Genomic DNA, 17,340 nt, shown 5'->3' with positions numbered 1-17,340 from the left:
TCGAGAAAAGAGAACCAACATGACGCCAATCAGCAAATGAAAGATGGGCAAAAGGCAATAGTCTTCATCTAAGGTCATCCGCAAACCGGCGAATAGTCGATGGGGCTTGTTTCTGTTTGGTAGCGCAACGGCAAAACAAAAGCTATCAAATTGTGCGCCAATCACTATCATTTTATCACCTAATAGGATAGCAATTAGCGCACAAAATGGTACACTTTTCTCAGCATAATTCAATGCTTGCTCTGCAAGTTGCTTTTTAATGGGCTGACTATCGGCCTAACCATACTTCGGGATTGAGCTTGGAAGTCTCTTTCCTGAGCTGGAATTGAAGAATGTTATCGGTACCTACTGCGCCTAAAACCTGACGTGGTTTCACCTTTTGTCCACGGCTGACACTCACCGATTTAAGATTGGCATATACCGAAATAAATGTGCCATGACGCAGCATTACCACCATGCTTCCGGCATAACCAAACACGGCACTCACCTCGCCATCATAGATAGCGCGGGCCGAACAGCCCGGGTTGCCTTGAATGTTGATGCCCTTGTTGTCGAGGGTTACCCCTTTCAAGCCCGACACATTGTACTGACCAAAGTGGCTAACCACCTTATATGCGCCCGTGATAGGCATGGGAAGACGCCCACGGTTGGCCTCAAAGCCACCGCTAATCATGCGGTCCATGCTCGAAAGACGTTCCGAACTTTCAGCTTCTTTCTGGGCTTCGGCGATCTCTTGCCTTTGCCTTGAGGCCTCAACCTTTGCCTTTTTCTCTGCGGCAACACGCTGGGCTTCGGCCTCACGAGCTGCTTGTTCGGCTGCTTCGCGCTTCATTTGTGCCGCCTGTGCAGCTGCCAATGCCGCTTGTTTCTTTTTGGTTTCGTCGGCCGTCTGCTGTGCTTTGCGCGCCTGTTCTGCGGCTTGTGCGGCAGCAACGGCCTCTGCTTTGAGCTTCGCTTCGTGGGCTTTCGCCTCTGCAATGCGACGTGCATTCTCGCGCGCTTCGGCCTCTGCCTCAGCCTTTTTGCGTGCAATCTCTGCCGCTTTGCGTTGGGCTTCGGCTTTAGCAGCAGCCTTTCGACGCGCTTCTTCGGCTGCTCTTGCACGGGCCTTAGCCACTTCTATGGCCACCAACTTATCGATTTGGGCATTCAGAGCCGCATCTTTCTGCCGTTGTTCAGCAATGACTTTCTGGATAGTCTTTTGCTGATTTTGCAAAGATGCCACCACCTTTTTCTGCTCTTCTTGTTGTCCTTCGAGGGCCTCTTTTTCTTTTTTACCTTTATATAAAAGGTTGCTTTTCTCGCCTTTTACTTGCTTGAGTTGCGTTTGTTTGCCGTCAACCTGCGCTTGTTTGGCCATAACCATCTCACCTTGTGCCTTTTGAAAATCGGCATATTCGCGCACAAAACGCAGCCTTCGATACATCTGTGTGAAGCTTTTCGCAGAGAAAATAAACATCAACTTGTCTTGCACGTTGCGGTGTTTGGCCAAATAACGCATCGATTGGATATATTTTGTCTTGCGATCGGCCAACTGTTGCTCCAACGTTTTGAGCTGTGCGTTGAGAATATCGATGTTTCCATTGATGTTGTTAATATCTTTTTGGATGCCATCGATATTCTTTTGGCGCTCATCAATCTGCGTGTTCAGCGTGATAAGGGTGTTTAATCGCTGCTTCACATCGGCTTGGTTTTTCTTCAACGCCTGCTCTTGTTCCTTGATTTTCTTTTGAATTTGCGAGCGTTGTCCTTGCAAACCGCGTATCGAAGCGTTGGTGTAAACGGGTGCTTTTTTCTTTGTTGCCTTTGCTTTCTTTGACGATGCGCCCTGCTTTTGAGTGGGATCGGCTTTCTTTACAATCGTTTTTTGTGGCTGTCTGACTTGTGCACTCTTTTGTTTATGCTGTGCGTGTGCACCGCAAGACAGCAACAATGCGAGGAGGAAAAATGCGATTTTTTTCATCTATAGGTTCATGATTTTTCCCAAAACATCCTGCGTTTCTACCTTTTTATATTTGGGAGAAACGGTCGTTTTGGCATCCCAATTAGCTTTAGTAGTCACTTCTTCCATGTCAAGGGTGAGCTGAACGCTTTGCTTTCGCTGTGTAGCCGTGGTTGTAAAGGTGAAACTTTGCCAGGCAGGGAATTGCTTAACGCCCACTGGTTTGAAGTTGTCATAGTGCCAATCTAAGGTCGAACGGCCATGTTTCTGACTTTGATAAACCACTGATGCGGCTTGAATGAGCCCACTTTCTGCGTTGCAATTCCAGTTGAAATGCAGATCTCCATTTTGCACTGTGACGGGAATAAGCGATGAATGAGCGTTTTTTTGTGCATCAAAACGTTGCAATAAGTCGGATGTCAACTGATTGGTTCCGGGCAAAAAGAGCTGGTTCCAAAACAAGGATTGCAGGCTATAAAAGTTTAACCCATTGTTTTTTAAGAAATCAAGTTGCTGATAACCGGCCTGAATATATTCTTTATGTAGCCGATCTATCAATAGAACATAGTCGGGAGTAAACTCTAATCGTCCCACTTCTGTGCCCAATATGGGGATGAAAACCTGTATGCGTATCACTTGATTCTTGCGCATGTGAAGCGAACCCGGCGCGGAAATGTCACGCCCATTCGCTTTGATATTGAGCTTTAAATCGCCCGCAATGTCGGTTGCATACACGGCATTGTCGGCCACTTTTTGAATGAAATTGAGTTTTGGAAAAGCGTTGTTTTCGTTGCTTTTTGGCGTTTTCATCGTTGTGTTGGGCGATGAAGAACTGCTCGATACCACAGCTTTCTTGGTGCCACATGCTGCAAAAAGCAGGGCCAAAGCTATCGCCAAGCAAGCGTTATTCCTTACAATCTTTATTTTTTTCATCATTGAATATATTTCTTTAGCTTCATCTTACGTGTCAAGATGGCTTTTCGTTCGCTACTCTTTTGCAAGGCTTGTTGCCAATATTCCATCGCCTTTTGGGGTTGATGGAGCTGGATATAGATGTCACCTGCATGTTCAAAAATCACAGAACTCATCGTTGAATCGTTGCCATTCTTTAATGCTTGGTCAATATAAAGGCGCGCTTCGGCAAATTTTTTCTGCCGAAAAAGAATCCAAGCATACGTGTCTAAATAGGTGGTGTTGTTGGGTTCTGCCTGGATTGTCTGCTGACTCATTTGGGCAGCTCTATCTAAGTTTTTTCCACTTTCACTTAAAAAATAGGCGTAATTATTGAGACATTCAATGTTATTGGCGTTCCATTTGAGGCAACTGTCATACGCTTCGAAAGACTCTTTTATGCGGTGTTGTTTCTGTAAACAGTCGCCTAAGATGGCGTAAAGATCAGATACTAAGTTGCTGTTAGCCTCTTTTGGCAAATGCTTCATGCCCGTTTGGATGGTTTTTATCACCTCATCGGACCGGTCTTTTTGCAGATAAGCGATACTTTTAAGGTAGTAGAAGGTTATCTCATTGGCGTCATAATCCAAGCCTTTCTGCGCTATATCGAGAACTTGTTGCCACTTCTTTTCCTCCAAAAGGTTCTGCAACAACTGAATACGTGAGGCTTTATTATTGGGCGAAAGTGTCAACAGTTGTGTTAAAGCAGCATTGGTTTCGGGCATAGGAAACTTCTTTAGCACCATGTAAGCGGCCTTTAATTCGAGCATAGTCGTATCAGAAGGAACCGTTTTAAGAATGGAATCGAAAGTCTTGATGATGGATAAACTATCGCCACCCGCCCGTTCTTGCTCTTGAATGAGCTGCCGAATGAGCGTCTGTTTGGTCTTTGCGTCTGCATCTTTGTGGCACAACACACGCATCATCAGGGCATGTTTTTGCACACTATCGTTCTGCTCTGCATAATAATCGTAGAGCGATTCCAACGCCATCACATTGTTAGCATCTTCTTTTAACACGCTTTGATAGCAGTCAAAAGCCTCTTTTAATCGTTTTTTTTGCATGAGCCAATTACCTGTCATGATGCGATATGCCGGTTCATTGGGGTGCGACTGGCATAAATCTTGTAGTGCTTGATAGGCTTTTTCCTCGTCTTTCTGCAACTCAAAGATGCGCACTTTGGCTAACGTTATATTCTCACTTGTCCCCTCAATCTGCTCAATTCGATTGAGCGTTTGCAGCATTTTGTCATAATCTTTCTGCTGGTTGTAGAGCTGAAGCAGCACCTGTAGCTCGTCGGTTCGGTCGGCATGGCGCTTTGAAAGCTGCTCATAAACCTCGATACTCTTGTCATATTGCCCTGCATCGATATAGGCTTCGCCCAATCGTTCTTGATAGATATCGTTGCGAGGGGATAGCTTTACGGCCTGGGAAAGACGCTCTATGCGCAACGAATCGCCGCGCGATGTGGTGTCGAGTGTTGCTAAAAAGTAGTAAGCCTCGGCGGCATTGGGGTTTAAAGCAATGCAATGATTGAGCTTTTGATACGCAGAATCATAACGATCTGCTACCTCATCGATGATAGCATCTAAGAACATTCGGTTGTAACGCATGCTGTCTTCATCGGTGAGCGATGGTGAAACAACCTCCTTTTGTGCAGGCTTTTTCTCAGCCTTTTTATGCGCTATTGCTGGAAAGACGATTGAGAAAGTGACGCATCCAATGATCAACAGCGTTGCAATAGGTGTGCTTGTATGTTTCAATTGCTTTAATTTTAGGGTTTATTTCACACCGGTATGTCCGTAACCTCCGGTGCCTCTTTCGGTCTCATCGAGCGCATCTACCAACTCAAGGGTGGGTTGTTCGTGTTGAGTTACCACCATTTGGGCAATGCGTTCGCCATCGTTAATGGTGAAATCGGCGTCTGAAAGGTTGATTAAGAGCACCATTAACTCCCCCCGATAGTCTGCATCTATGGTGCCAGGACTATTCAAAACGGTGATACCATGCTTCAAAGCGAGCCCACTTCTGGGGCGGATTTGTGCTTCATAGCCTATGGGAAGTGCCATAAAGAGCCCTGTATGCACCAACATTCTCTGCATGGGTTTCAGCACAACAGGCCTTTCAAGGTTGGCTCTTAGGTCCATTCCTGCACTCTGTTTCGTTGCAAATGAAGGCAACGGATGATGGCTTTTATTGATGATTTTAATATTCATTGCGCGCAATCTATAATGTGCAAAAGTAAACAATTCTATGCAGATAACTTCACTTTTCTACTGAAAAAGCGTGAAATTCGATAGATTAGCATTATATTTGCCCTATGAATTGGCAGCAATTAATATCCAACAAACGTTTCGGTCAGGAGCATAAGCATGCCGAAAGGCACGATGATCGGTCGGAATTTAAACGCGATTATGATCGTCTTATCTATTCGGCTCCATTCCGAAGGATGCAAAACAAGACGCAAGTTTTCCCGCTTCCGGGTAGCATTTTTGTGCACAATCGATTGACACACAGTTTAGAAGTCTCCTCATTGGGGCAGTCTTTGGGCAATGATGTGGCGACACGTTTAAAGCGAAAGCATCCCGAATTAGCCAACACTTTGTTTGAAGAGATTGGCACAATTGTTAGTGCCAGCTGCTTAGCTCATGATATGGGGAACCCTCCTTTCGGCCATTCTGGTGAAAAAGCAATACAGTCTTTCTTTACAGAGGGCAAGGGATTACGACTGAAAGACCATGTTTCGGCACCATTTTGGAGCGACATTACGCATTTTGAAGGCAATGCAAATGCCTTTCGATTGCTGACGCATCGTTTCAAAGGTCGGCGCATAGGAGGCTTTGTAATGACCTATTCGATGCTGGCAAGTATTGTGAAATATCCTTTTTCGAGCATGCTTTCGGGGACTCATGGCAAGTTTGGTTTCTTTCAAAGTGAGGCCGAATACTATGAGAAGATTGCCGATGAATTGGGCATTATTCGTCGGTCTCAGCCCCAAGCTCCCTTGCAATACGCCCGTTTCCCGTTGGTTTATTTGGTCGAAGCTGCCGATGACATCTGCTATGAGATTATGGATATAGAAGACTCTCATAAGCTAAAGATTCTTTCTTATGAAGAAACGGAAGAGTTGTTGTTGGGCTTTTTCGATGCAACCACCCGTGAAACTATTCTGCAAAGAATGGAGGAAGAGGGCGTAACTGATGCCAATGAACGTGTCGTTTATATGCGTGCCAATGTCATAGGCAAGCTCGAAAGCGAGTGCGTTGAGGCCTTTGTTGCCAATGAAGAAGCAATTCTTGACGGTACGTTCCAGGGGAGTTTAATACAGCATATCGCTGCTTTTCAACATCAAGCCTATCAACATTGTGTAAAAGTTTCTTATGAGAAAATCTACCATAGTAAGCCTGTTTTGGACATAGAGCTATCCGGTTTCCAAATTATGGAGACCTTAATGGAGGTGTTTATTGACGCAGCTGTTAACCCCAAACGGTTCTATTCACAGCAGCTTATCCGACGTGTGAGTAGCCAATATGACATTCATAGCGAGGATTTAGAGACGCGTATCATGGCCATCATCGATTACATCAGTGGCATGACCGATGTTTATGCGTTGGATATTTATCAAAAAATCAAGGGCATAGCGCTACCCATCGTATAGTGCTCCTGCTTGAAATGAGGGATGGAAGCATCGGTACTACCGACAATGCTTGCATTCCTTATTTTGCATTTTTACGTTCCTTATAGATTACTTTATTGGCTCCGCTGGTGATATTTAATGCTTCGGGGTGCTCTTTCACATAGCTATCGATGTGGCGAACACGCTTTTCTTCCATGATTTCATCAACAGCTATTAAGATACCTGTTTCTTCAACGTCGCCAAAACCATAGTTGATGGCCGTGCCAAAGAGTTTCATTGTGGGGCTAAGGCTCATGTAAGCATTGACCAAAGGCGGAATGTTATAGCCTAATTGTCGGATTTCTTTGTTCAAAATGCGATAGTCATCATGAAACGAGTCCTTGTTAAACAACCGTTCTAACTCTGCGATAGGCGTTTCGATTTTGAGCGGTTTGATCGGCGAAATGAGGTGATCTTTGTCATCAAAATGCTTCTTTAGGAAATATAAAATCATGTCGCGCCCTTTACGAATATACGATGGATACATCGTTACTTTGCCGAAGAAATATTTGCATTTAGGGTTGATAATGGTGAGCGCTCCCAGCCCATCCCATAGGTTATCTAATGCAAAAATGCTTTTAGAGTTTTTGCGAACGTTCTGATATTCTAATGAAACGAAGCTGCGACCTAACTCAACTGTGTAGGGCGCATAGTCTTGCATGAAGGTCTTTGAGAAATGAAACATGTGACTGGTGGCGAGCTTTGGTTGCCCGTTTTCATCCACTTGCCAATCCGATCCAAACAAATACCGATAGCCACCAATAATCTCTTCGGCCTCAGGATTCCACACAATGAGCTGTTTGCAACCATTCTCCATCGTGTCGAATTCGTCGATATCCATTGCTTTTCCCGTTCCTCCGCCAGCCGTTCTGAATGCCATTTCGCGCAAACGGCCAATCTCTTTCATCACGTTGGGGGCGTTCTGTGCCGTGATGACATAGATTTCATTGTTGCTTTTGTTCGTCATTCTCAGCTGACGCTCAGCGGTTAGTTCGCTTTTCAACAAAGCTTTGTCAATGGGTTGAATGATTTCTTCTTCCATTTTGTGGGTTCTCTCGTTCGTTTTCTTTATTTGTTTGGGTGCGCTTGCAACGCATACACCTTATCTTCTACATATTTTGCCCATTCCATCGGTGTTTTCTGCTTGTCGAAAGTCTGCCAAGGTATGGGCTTTCCGATGGTGATTTTAAAGTGCTTCCCTACATTTTTATACATTTCATCGACTAAAAACAACATGGCTAAATTGAATGGAAGCCAGCGATCACTGAACTTAGCGATGCGATAAAAGCGATTAGAATTGCGTCCGCTAAAGTGTATAGGCACCACATCTCTGTGGGTTTCTACGCTCTTTGTGATAAACGTTTTCTTCCAAGGCAGGTCATGAATCTTCCCTTTTACCTTACGACTATTGAGCCCGGCAGGGAACATTATCAGGTGATTCTGGCTGTTAAAGCCCGCCTCTACCATGCGAGGAAAGTCGCGACTTTGCTTGCCTGTCTTGTTGATACCAATGCAGACGGGTTTCAATCCGGGAAGATTGAGCAACAAGTCGTTGACCAAATAGCGGAAGTTGCCATCGTAATGACGACCAATGATGGCTCCCAATGCAACACCATCCTGTCCGCCTAAGGGGTGATTGGATACGAAAGTGTAGAGCTTCCCGTCGTCTTTTCGGGGCAGGTTTTCTGCACCAACGACTTCGATTTTCATATCCAAATAGCGCACACAAGCCTCTAACCATTCTGTGCCTTGCACATCTTTATGGTCTGCAAGAAACGCATTTACTTCGTCTTCGTGCACAAGATGCCGCAGCCAGGAAATCAGAAAACGTGGCACATAGCGTGCCTTTGCGCCCACTTTGCTGGTCAGCACCTTCTCAATATCGATGGTTTTCTCTATCACTTCTGTCTTCATTTCACTCAAATGCAAGAGACATGCAAAAATAATATAAGTTTTTCTAAATCGCTCTTTTTTACCTTAAAATAATCAATTTTTTTTGTATTTGGGTGTCAAGGGCATCACTACCGGCAGGCATAGACGCGTAATGGCGAGGGAACAGGCACGTCGTGTTCCATGTTCTGCAAAGGGTATGTGGCGCTTTTGATACGGGCTTGGCTGAGAGGGTTATAAAAATCATTTTCTATTACAAATGCTTCGCTGTATTTTTCATATTCACAACGCCGAAAGCAGTTGCAGAAAATAACGCAAAAAGAAGCCGCCTTCGTAACATTTTTATAATGAGAACGTTACAGAAACTGCTGTGAAAAAGGACGCAAAAATCGCTTGTAATAGAGGCTTTTTTCAGCCATTTTGCATGTTTTTCGGGGCAAAAAAGACGTGCAAAAGCATGGTGTTTTTGCGATGAAATGGGCGCTTTTGCAAAATCATGTGATTGCTTTTCTCGTGCAAAGGAACAGAAAAAGGTGGAAAAGGTGTTCCATCTGTGCGGTAGAAGTGCTATTTCGAGGAAACCGGTGTGTGGTGTTTTTGGTATTAAAAGTTTACAGTTTGGAGGCCACTTCACAATATATCGCAGGAATAAATACGAACCAAAGTGGCAGTATTTTGTGCATAAAGCATGCAAATTGAGATGAGGGTGGCGCGTCGTTGGGTGGAGGATGCGTTGTGAAGGCTGCATCATTGAGATGCAGAGGAATGGAGAACAGGGAGCCTTGGCCATGGGACGATGCGCCAATACATCAAAAAAGGAGCACTGTTGCATGCTCCTTTGCGGTTAAATCGTCGGGATGAGGCGACTCGAACGCCCGACCCCTACGTCCCGAACGTAGTGCGCTACCAACTGCGCTACATCCCGATTAACCTGTGTTTTGTGGACGCAAAGGTAGTGGTTTTTTATGAACTGACGAATTTTTTCGGGGAAAAGTTTGGTGATGTGGAAGAATATGTATACCTTTGCAACCGCAAATAGCGAAGAAAAGGTGCCATAGCTCAGTTGGTAGAGCAAAGGACTGAAAATCCTTGTGTCCCCGGTTCGATTCCTGGTGGTACCACTTCCTCCTTTCATTAAGGCGTTTTACCTATTTTATGGGCAAGCGCCTTTTTTCGTTTCTTGTAGGCAACGTTGGTGGGGCAGACATCAAAAAAGTAGCGATGAGGTGGGCATTTCAGTTCCACTCATCGCTACTTTTGGTTGAAAGGCAACGCAGGTGCTGCGCTGTTTATAAATAAGGTGGCAACTCAAACAAGCGAATGCTGTTGCTTCCTTTAATCAAAATAGAATGGTTTTGTGGCTGCTGGGCAGCGATAGCCGCCTTCACTTCGTCGACATCTTTAAACTTTCGATAGGTAGTGTGGGTCTTTTCAAACTCCTTTCCCACAAGCCAAACCTTATCAAAGCCATCGCTTTGCAGCATATCGACCACCTTTTGATGCTCCGATGCAGACACTTCGCCCAACTCAAGCATATCCCCTAAGATGGCCATCTTATGGGGAACATCCATCCATTTAAAATTCTCTATCGCCGCTTTCATGCTCGAAGGATTGGCATTGTAGGCGTCAACAATGAGCTTGTTGTGTGCCGTTTCTTCCAACTGGCTGCGGTTGTTGGACGGAATATAATGTGAAAGGGCATGATTAATCTGCTCGGGTGTGACGCCAAAATGCAAGCCAACGGCAATAGAAGCCAGCAGGTTGTCGATGTTGTAAGCGCCAATGAGATGGGTTGTTACTTCATAGGTGCGCAGCTTTGTGTGCGGGGTTGAAAGGTCGGTCCAGCTGAAATTCACAAAAGGACTGCACGAAATGAGCGTTCCACAGACGTTCACATCGTCGCTATGTCCATAGGAAACAATGCGGTTGAATTGTCGTTCGCTGGCCATTTCCACTAAGTCGGCGTTGCTTTCGTTGAGGAAAAGCAATCCGTCGTGTACCTTTAAATAATCGTAAAGCTCGCCTTTTGTCTGTTTAACGCCTTCAAAACTGCCAAAACCTTGTAGATGAGCGCGCCCCACATTGGTAATCAATCCGCAGGTAGGTTCTACGTAATCCACAAGCTTTTTAATATCACCGATGTGGCTGGCTCCCATCTCTACCACCGCAATCTCGTGGCTGTCGTTGAGGCGAAAAAGCGTTTTGGGCACACCAACATCATTATTATAGTTACCTTCGGTGTGCATGACGTTGAACTTTTCGCTTAAAACAGCCGAGAGAAGTTCTTTGGTTGTGGTCTTACCATTGGTGCCTGTGATGCCAATAATGGGGATGTTGAACTGGCGACGGTGCATTCTTGCCAATGCTTTATAGGTGAGAAGGCAATCGTTAACCAAAATGATTTTGGGTTGATTGGGGTCGGCATATTGCGGATTGTCGACAATAGCATAGGCACATCCCTTATCTAAAGCGCCTTGTGCAAACTTGTTTCCGTCAAACGATTCGCCCTTTAAGGCTAAGAAAATGCTGTCTTTGGGGCAGTTGCGGCTATCGGTTGTGATGCACGGATGCTGCAAATAAAGCTGATACAAATCTTCTATATTCATGCTGTTATTGTGAATTGTCGATACAAAGTTAAGGCTTTTTTGGTGACGATGGATATAGAATGTTAATGATTTGCAGTAAGCGTGGTATTTAATTTGCATGCTATATAAAAAAAATATATCTTTGTAGCGATGAAGCCTATACATTATTCTATTCAAGTTAGAGGAACATTGATAGATCTTTCCACACCACAAGTGATGGGAATATTGAATTGCACGCCCGATAGTTTCTATGCGGGTAGTCGCAAACAAACCGAGGAAGAGATTGCTCATCGTGCGAATGAGATTGTCGAACAAGGTGGAACGATGATTGATGTGGGTGCCTTTTCGACACGTCCGGGGGCGTCTGTTGTGAGCGAAAGCGAGGAGATGGAGCGTTTGAAGCGTGCACTTGCCATCGTAAGACGGGAGCAACCCACGGCTATTGTGTCGGTGGATACCTACCGACCGCTTGTGGCTCGTCGCTGCATTGAGGAGTGGCAAGCTGATATTATTAACGATGTGAGCGAAGGAGGTATCACTGGTATTGCCAATGTTCCTATTCATGAAACGGAGAATATGTTTGATGTGGTGGGTCAGTTGCAGGTGCCCTATATCTTAATGTCGGTGAAATCAAATCTCAACGACATGATACTTTCGTTTGCAAAGGAGGTGCAACAATTACGCGATCGAGGGGTGAAAGATATTATTCTTGACCCGGGTTTTGGCTTTGGAAAGGACTTACAGCAGAATTATGCCGTGCTCAATGGCTTGGAAGAGCTGCGTGCTTTGGAACTTCCTTTATTAATAGGTGTGTCGCGTAAACGTATGATTTACCAGTTAGTGGGTGGCGATGCGTTGACCGCTTTGAATGGAACGACGGCCATCCATGCCGCAAGTTTGATGAAAGGAGCTAACATTTTGCGGGTGCACGACGTAGCTGAAGCTGTGGAAACGGTGAAGATTATCTCGGCGATGCAACAAAGTTCACCGAGTGATGAATGGACATAAAGACGTGAATGTCTGGCAAAATGAGGCAGTGTTTCGTGCGGAAAGGTCATCCATAGGGTGCTCATTTCCATCAAAACAGCACCCTGTTGAGAATTGATGTATGTTAAAATAGAACATAAAACAACTTGATAAATTAGTTTTACGATGCCTTTTAATTTTGGAATTAAGGATGTCATCGATATTGTTTTAGTGGCGTTGTTGCTCTATTATATTTATCGTTTGATGAAAGAGAGCCGCTCGTTGAATATCTTTATTGGTGTCATCGTGTTTGTTTTGGTGTGGCTTTTCGTCAGTCAAGTGCTCGAAATGCGACTTTTAGGAGCCATTCTTGACAAATTGGTTGGTGTGGGTGCTTTGGCTTTGATTGTGCTTTTCCAAGAAGAAATTCGTCGTTTCCTTTATTCCTTAGGTGCACATCGGCAGTTTAAACGTTTGGCAAAGTTCTTCGAGGGACACCGAAATGCACGGCAAAGCGAGGAGACACGTCAGATGATTGTGCCTATTGTGCTGGCTTGTATGAGCATGGGTAAAGGAAAAGTGGGTGCATTGATTATCATCGAACGGGCTTCTCCGCTTGATGATATTATGGATACGGGCGACCGAATTGATGCCAATATCAATCAAAGGCTCATCGAAAACATCTTTTTTAAGAACTCTCCTTTGCACGATGGCGCGATGATTATTTCGCAAAAGCGTATTAAAGCGGCGGGATGTATCTTGCCTGTGAGCCACGATTTGAATATTCCTAAGGAGTTAGGACTGCGGCATCGTGCGGCAATGGGTATCAGTCAGGTGAGCGATGCGATAGCCATTGTAGTGAGTGAAGAGACAGGTCGCATCAGTATTGCTATGGGAGGGCAATTCTATCTGCGGTTATCGGCCGAAGAGTTGGAACAGATTCTGACGACAGAATTATCTTGATTTTTTATTTTTTTTAGAGCACTTATCGGGCAATGTTCAATAAAATTCACTAAATTTGCAAAGTGGAAATGACAATTTTTAGCATTGTTATAACAACAAGAACATTTGAAATATTTTATAAGCAATATAAAAAATGGAATTATTACAGCAGATTGTAGCGCGCGCAAAGGCTGACAAACAGCGTATTGTGCTTCCGGAAGCAGAGGAAGAACGCACGCTCCGTGCAGCTGATCGTGCATTGGCTGACGACTTAGCCGATATTATTTTAATCGGTAATCCAACGAAAATTCAACAGCTTGCAGCACAATGGGGCCTGCAAAACATCGGGAAAGGAACCGTTATTGATCCTCAAAATAATCCTAAAAGCGAAGAGTATGCCGCACTCTTGTGTGAACTTCGCAAGAAAAAGGGGATGACTTTGGAGCAAGCACGCCAACTGGTTACCACGAATAACCTTTATTTAGGTTGCATGATTATTAAGACAAATGGTGCCGATGGACAGATAAGTGGGGCGTTAAGTACTACGGCTGAGACGTTAAGACCTGCGCTTCAGATTATCAAATGCCGCCCGGGTATTACGTGTATCAGCGGTGGTTTGCTCTTAGTTACCACGCAAAAGCAATATGGAAACGATGGCGTTGTGTTCATGGGTGACGTAGCTGTTACGCCAGTTCCCGATGCAAACCAATTGGCTCAGATAGCTATTTGCACGGCAGAGACCGCAAAATGTGTAGCAGGTTTTGATGATCCGCGTGTGGCTATGTTGAGTTTTTCAACGAAAGGCAGCGCTTCTCACGAGGTAGTGGATAAGGTTGTTGAGGCAACAAAGATAGCAAAGACGTTGGATCCAACGTTAGATATCGACGGCGAATTGCAGACAGATGCTGCTTTAGTGCCGTCCGTTGCGGCAACAAAAGCGCCGGGTAGCACGATTGCTGGTAGGGCAAATGTACTCATTGTGCCTAATCTTGAGGTAGGGAACATAGCATATAAACTCGTACAACGCTTGGGAAATGCCAAAGCTATCGGCCCGATTTTGCAAGGAATTGCACGTCCTGTGAACGATTTAAGTCGTGGATGTTCGGTAGAAGACATTTATTATATGATCGCTATCACAGCTTGTCAGGCGCAAGAAGCAAAGAATAATTAGGAGGAAAAGGTTTGAAGTGGAGCATGATTTGCTGCACAAAAGGTCTGAAAAATCATTCAAATTCAACGTATCACATATCACATTAAATCCATTTATGAACGTATTAGTCTTAAATTGTGGGAGCAGTTCTATCAAGTATAAGCTCTACAACATGGATAATGAGTCGGTGTTGGCACAAGGAGGTGTCGAGAGAATTGGCATAGATAATGCCTTTATCAAGGTGAAACTGCCCAATGGTGAGAAGAAAACCATTATGGCCGACCTGCCAACCCATAAGGAAGGCGTTGGCCTTGTATTTGATTGTTTGCTCGATCCAACGTTTGGTGCTATCAAAAGTCTTGATGAAATAGATGCCGTAGGGCATCGTATCGTGCAAGGAGGTGATATCTATACGGAAAGTGTTATTTGCACTCCGCAGGTTGAAAAGGATATAGAAAGCCTCTGTGATCTTGCACCTGTGCACAATGCTGGGCATTTAAAAGGCATTAAAGCCGTGGATGAGTTGATGCCTAACACACCACAAGTGTGTGTGTTTGACAATGCTTTCCATAGCACCATGCCCGATTATGCTTATCTTTATGCCATCCCTTACAACCTTTATGAGCAATACCATGTGCGTCGTTATGGCTTCCATGGCACCTCACATCGTTATGTATCGCAGCGCGTTTGCGAAATCTTAGGTTTGGATATTCACCATTCTAAGATCATAACTTGTCATATAGGCAACGGTGCAAGCGTAGCAGCTGTGCGCAATGGAAAGGTAATTGACACCTCAATGGGGCTCACTCCGTTGGCAGGTTTGATGATGGGTACGCGCTGTGGTGATATAGATCCGTCGGCAGTTACTTATCTTATGAGGAAGCTAAACATGACACCTCACGAGATGTCTGAGTATCTAAACAAGAAGAGTGGCGTGGTAGGAATTACCGGAATTTCAAGCGATATGCGCGATATTGAGCAAGCCGCTAAGGATGGGAATGAGCGTGCTTTGCTGGCGATGAAGATGTATGACTATCGCATAAAGAAATATATTGGCGCTTATGCTGCAGCACTTGGCGGTGTAGATGCCATTGTCTTTACGGCCGGTGTAGGTGAAAATCAAACGGGAACACGCGAGAAAGCCTGTGCAGGTCTTGAGTATATGGGTATTAAGATCGATGTAGAAAAGAATGCAACCATTCATGGTGAGGAAGCCATCATTTCTACTCCTGACAGCAAAGTGAAAGTAGTTGTCGTACCCACTGATGAAGAAATCGTTATTGCGCGCGACACAAAAGCGCTCGTTACGCAATAAATAGCAGCAACTTTATGGTTAACAGTTCAGCAAAAGGGTGAGCATTGCGCAAGCAGTGTCCACCCTTTTGTTTTGCTCTTGTAGCAGGTTTGGATATAGAAACCCTTCACATGACAAGCTATGATGGATGAAATTCTCCAATATAATCAGCAGTTTGTAGCCGCGAAAGGTTACGAAAAGTATATCACTTCCAAATATCCCGACAAGCATTTGGCCGTACTTTCGTGCATGGATACGCGCTTAACCGAGCTGCTTCCGGCCGCTTTAGGTCTCAAAAATGGCGATGCTAAGTTCATTAAGAACGCCGGAGGCTTGGTCATTTCGCCTTTCGATTCGGCCATGCGCAGCCTCATTGTAGCTATTTTTGAGTTGGGAGTAAATGAGATTATGGTGGTGGCTCATTCAGAATGTGGCGCCTGTCACATGCACTATGACGCGTTTCATGCACACATGAAAGCGCGAGGTATTGCCGATTCTACGTTGGAAACCATCCGCCGGAGTGGCATAAACCTCAACGAATGGTTGGAAGGTTTTCACGATACCGAGGCATCAGTGCGCCATACCGTTGATGTTATTCAGCATCATCCCTTAGTACCTCATGACGTTTCCGTGCGCGGTTTCATCATCAATTCGGTCACCGGGGAACTTACTGCCGTATAAAAAACGTGGCTTCTCCTTATACATCATAGGGAGAAGCCCCGTTTTTTAGAGCACTATCGCAGGATAAACCCCTATCCCTTTGGGTTATTCATCTCCAAAGTCAACACTTTTTTGAGTCGATGTAAGCCCTCGACAAGCGTTGTTTTTGGGCATGCCAAATTAATTCTCAAGTAATGTCCACCTTGTTTCTCGCCATACATCGTACCACTATTCAGCATGAGTTTTGCCTCATGCAGCAGCTTCTTGCAGGCCCCATCGGCCGTTAATCCCGTGCGGTGAATGTCCACCCAGGCCAAATAAGTGCCTTCTAAGCGACACACTTCAAGTGCAGGAAGCTGCTCATGGATAAAGGTTTTCAACGTAAGATAGTTCTCATGCAAGTAAATATTGAGTGCATCGAGCCACGCTTCTCCTTCATTATAGGCCGCCTGTAGCGCGATAACGCCGAATGGATTGACGTCACAAACCTCATTGATATTGATGGCCCGGTCAATCTTTCTGCGCAACCTTGCATCGCTACAAATGATGTTTGCTATCTGCAATCCCGCAATATTAAAAGCCTTTGTGGGCGAGTTGAGCACCACACTGTTGGCTTTGCACGCCTCATCTACCGCAGCAAAAGGCTGAAAACGATAGCCCGGCATGATGACTTCGCCATGAATCTCATCGGCAATCACGCGCACATCATGTCGCAAACAGATGTCGTTCATGCGTTGCAATTCTGCTTTTGTCCACACGCGTCCCGACGGATTATGCGGATTGCAAAGCAAAAACACCGTGGTTTTCTCATCCGAACACTTACGTTCGAAGTCGTCAAAATCGATGATATAGCTGTCTTTTTCACGGCGGAGAGGGTTCTCTGCCACCTCACATCCACAGTTCTTAATCGATGAGAAGAAACAATTATAGACAGGAGTTTGCACCAACACCTTCTCACCTGGCAACGTTAAAGCCTTTAAAGCACAGGCGATGGCCGGCACAACGCCCGTGGTATAGAGCACCTCTTCGCGCTGAATATGCCACCCATGACGCCGCTCAAACCAATGAATCAGCGCTTCGTAATAGCTATCGGGGACAAAAGTATAGCCAAAAATGCCATGCTCAACGCGCTTCTTTAAGGCGTTAATGATGCAAGGTGCCGTGGGAAAGTCCATGTCTGCCACCCACATAGGGAGCACATCGGCATCGTTTGGCTCATCCCATTTGTAGGAATTTGTGCCCCGTCGCGGGATGATTTTATCAAAATCAAATGGTTCCATTGCC

At 45.1% G+C, this 17,340-nt stretch carries 15 protein-coding genes and 2 tRNA genes; 7 read left to right on the top strand and 10 right to left on the bottom strand.

The window, feature by feature from the left end; all coding sequences use genetic code 11:
- Positions 1 to 268: 268 nt before the first annotated feature.
- Genes HMPREF9431_RS08055 through dut form a run of 4 tightly spaced genes read right to left on the bottom strand, consistent with a single transcriptional unit; the run spans position 269 to position 5,109 of the window.
- Positions 269 to 1,963: a murein hydrolase activator EnvC family protein gene (locus HMPREF9431_RS08055; RefSeq protein WP_004380736.1), complete on the bottom strand. Its 1,695-nt coding sequence runs from the start codon at positions 1,961 to 1,963 to the stop codon at positions 269 to 271.
- Positions 1,964 to 2,878, bottom strand: a complete 915-nt coding sequence (locus tag HMPREF9431_RS08050; RefSeq protein WP_004380735.1) for a DUF4292 domain-containing protein — start codon at positions 2,876 to 2,878, stop codon at positions 1,964 to 1,966. It abuts the gene before it with no gap.
- Positions 2,875 to 4,656 (bottom strand): tetratricopeptide repeat protein, encoded by a 1,782-nt coding sequence (locus HMPREF9431_RS08045; RefSeq protein ID WP_004380734.1) that lies wholly within the window; start codon positions 4,654 to 4,656, stop codon positions 2,875 to 2,877. The genes HMPREF9431_RS08050 and HMPREF9431_RS08045 overlap by 4 nt, the downstream gene beginning before the upstream one ends.
- An 18-nt stretch (positions 4,657 to 4,674) precedes the next feature.
- Positions 4,675 to 5,109 (bottom strand): dUTP diphosphatase, encoded by a 435-nt coding sequence (dut, locus tag HMPREF9431_RS08040; RefSeq protein WP_004380733.1) that lies wholly within the window; start codon positions 5,107 to 5,109, stop codon positions 4,675 to 4,677.
- A 104-nt stretch (positions 5,110 to 5,213) separates the two neighbouring features.
- On the opposite strand from dut, the gene dgt reads away from it, so the two are divergent.
- Complete coding sequence (gene dgt / locus HMPREF9431_RS08035; RefSeq protein ID WP_004380732.1) at positions 5,214 to 6,551, top strand: dGTP triphosphohydrolase; 1,338 nt, start codon at positions 5,214 to 5,216, stop codon at positions 6,549 to 6,551.
- A 58-nt stretch (positions 6,552 to 6,609) separates the two neighbouring features.
- Here the strand turns inward: dgt and HMPREF9431_RS08030 are convergent, their stop codons facing one another.
- From HMPREF9431_RS08030 to HMPREF9431_RS08020, 4 genes are all read right to left on the bottom strand, one after another.
- Positions 6,610 to 7,611 carry a GNAT family N-acetyltransferase gene (locus tag HMPREF9431_RS08030; RefSeq protein WP_004380731.1) on the bottom strand — a complete coding sequence of 334 codons (1,002 nt, stop codon included), beginning with the start codon at positions 7,609 to 7,611 and terminating at the stop codon, positions 6,610 to 6,612.
- A 26-nt stretch (positions 7,612 to 7,637) separates the two neighbouring features.
- On the bottom strand, positions 7,638 to 8,483 hold the full coding sequence (locus tag HMPREF9431_RS08025; RefSeq protein ID WP_004380730.1) for a hypothetical protein: 846 nt from the start codon (positions 8,481 to 8,483) through the stop codon (positions 7,638 to 7,640).
- A gap of 229 nt (positions 8,484 to 8,712) precedes the next feature.
- Positions 8,713 to 9,291, bottom strand: a complete 579-nt coding sequence (locus tag HMPREF9431_RS12975) for a hypothetical protein (protein WP_004380728.1) — start codon at positions 9,289 to 9,291, stop codon at positions 8,713 to 8,715.
- 20 nt (positions 9,292 to 9,311) lie between these two features.
- Positions 9,312 to 9,384, bottom strand: a tRNA-Pro gene (locus HMPREF9431_RS08020).
- A gap of 123 nt (positions 9,385 to 9,507) precedes the next feature.
- Between HMPREF9431_RS08020 and HMPREF9431_RS08015 the strand changes: the two genes are divergently transcribed.
- Positions 9,508 to 9,580, top strand: a tRNA-Phe gene (locus HMPREF9431_RS08015).
- Between the two features lie 168 nt (positions 9,581 to 9,748).
- Here HMPREF9431_RS08015 and HMPREF9431_RS08010 read toward each other — a convergent pair.
- Positions 9,749 to 11,065 carry a UDP-N-acetylmuramoyl-tripeptide--D-alanyl-D-alanine ligase gene (locus HMPREF9431_RS08010; protein WP_004380727.1) on the bottom strand — a complete coding sequence of 439 codons (1,317 nt, stop codon included), beginning with the start codon at positions 11,063 to 11,065 and terminating at the stop codon, positions 9,749 to 9,751.
- Positions 11,066 to 11,194: 129 nt separating this feature from the next.
- Here HMPREF9431_RS08010 and folP point away from each other — a divergent pair, with 129 nt between their 5' ends.
- The 5 genes from folP to HMPREF9431_RS07985 all read left to right on the top strand — a co-directional run bounded on the left by folP (position 11,195) and on the right by HMPREF9431_RS07985 (position 16,077).
- The gene (folP, locus tag HMPREF9431_RS08005) at positions 11,195 to 12,052 is read left to right on the top strand and encodes a dihydropteroate synthase (protein ID WP_004380726.1); all 858 of its coding nucleotides are present in this window, start codon (positions 11,195 to 11,197) and stop codon (positions 12,050 to 12,052) included.
- Positions 12,053 to 12,196: 144 nt separating this feature from the next.
- The gene (gene cdaA, locus HMPREF9431_RS08000) at positions 12,197 to 12,973 is read left to right on the top strand and encodes a diadenylate cyclase CdaA (RefSeq protein WP_004380725.1); all 777 of its coding nucleotides are present in this window, start codon (positions 12,197 to 12,199) and stop codon (positions 12,971 to 12,973) included.
- 133 nt (positions 12,974 to 13,106) lie between these two features.
- On the top strand, positions 13,107 to 14,123 hold the full coding sequence (gene pta, locus HMPREF9431_RS07995; RefSeq protein ID WP_004380724.1) for a phosphate acetyltransferase: 1,017 nt from the start codon (positions 13,107 to 13,109) through the stop codon (positions 14,121 to 14,123).
- A gap of 94 nt (positions 14,124 to 14,217) precedes the next feature.
- Positions 14,218 to 15,417 carry an acetate kinase gene (locus tag HMPREF9431_RS07990; protein WP_004380723.1) on the top strand — a complete coding sequence of 400 codons (1,200 nt, stop codon included), beginning with the start codon at positions 14,218 to 14,220 and terminating at the stop codon, positions 15,415 to 15,417.
- Between the two features lie 120 nt (positions 15,418 to 15,537).
- Entirely contained in the window at positions 15,538 to 16,077 is a 540-nt protein-coding gene (locus HMPREF9431_RS07985; protein WP_004380722.1) for a beta-class carbonic anhydrase, read from the top strand.
- Positions 16,078 to 16,148: 71 nt separating this feature from the next.
- Here the strand turns inward: HMPREF9431_RS07985 and HMPREF9431_RS07980 are convergent, their stop codons facing one another.
- A complete protein-coding gene (locus HMPREF9431_RS07980) occupies positions 16,149 to 17,336 on the bottom strand; it encodes a MalY/PatB family protein (protein WP_004380721.1) in 1,188 nt (395 codons plus the stop codon).
- Positions 17,337 to 17,340 lie beyond the last annotated feature (4 nt).

This window comes from Segatella oulorum F0390 (assembly GCF_000224615.1).
Taxonomy (GTDB): domain Bacteria; phylum Bacteroidota; class Bacteroidia; order Bacteroidales; family Bacteroidaceae; genus Prevotella; species Prevotella oulorum.
Note: the sequence above shows the minus strand (reverse complement) of the source record. Positions and strands in the feature narration are given on the sequence as shown.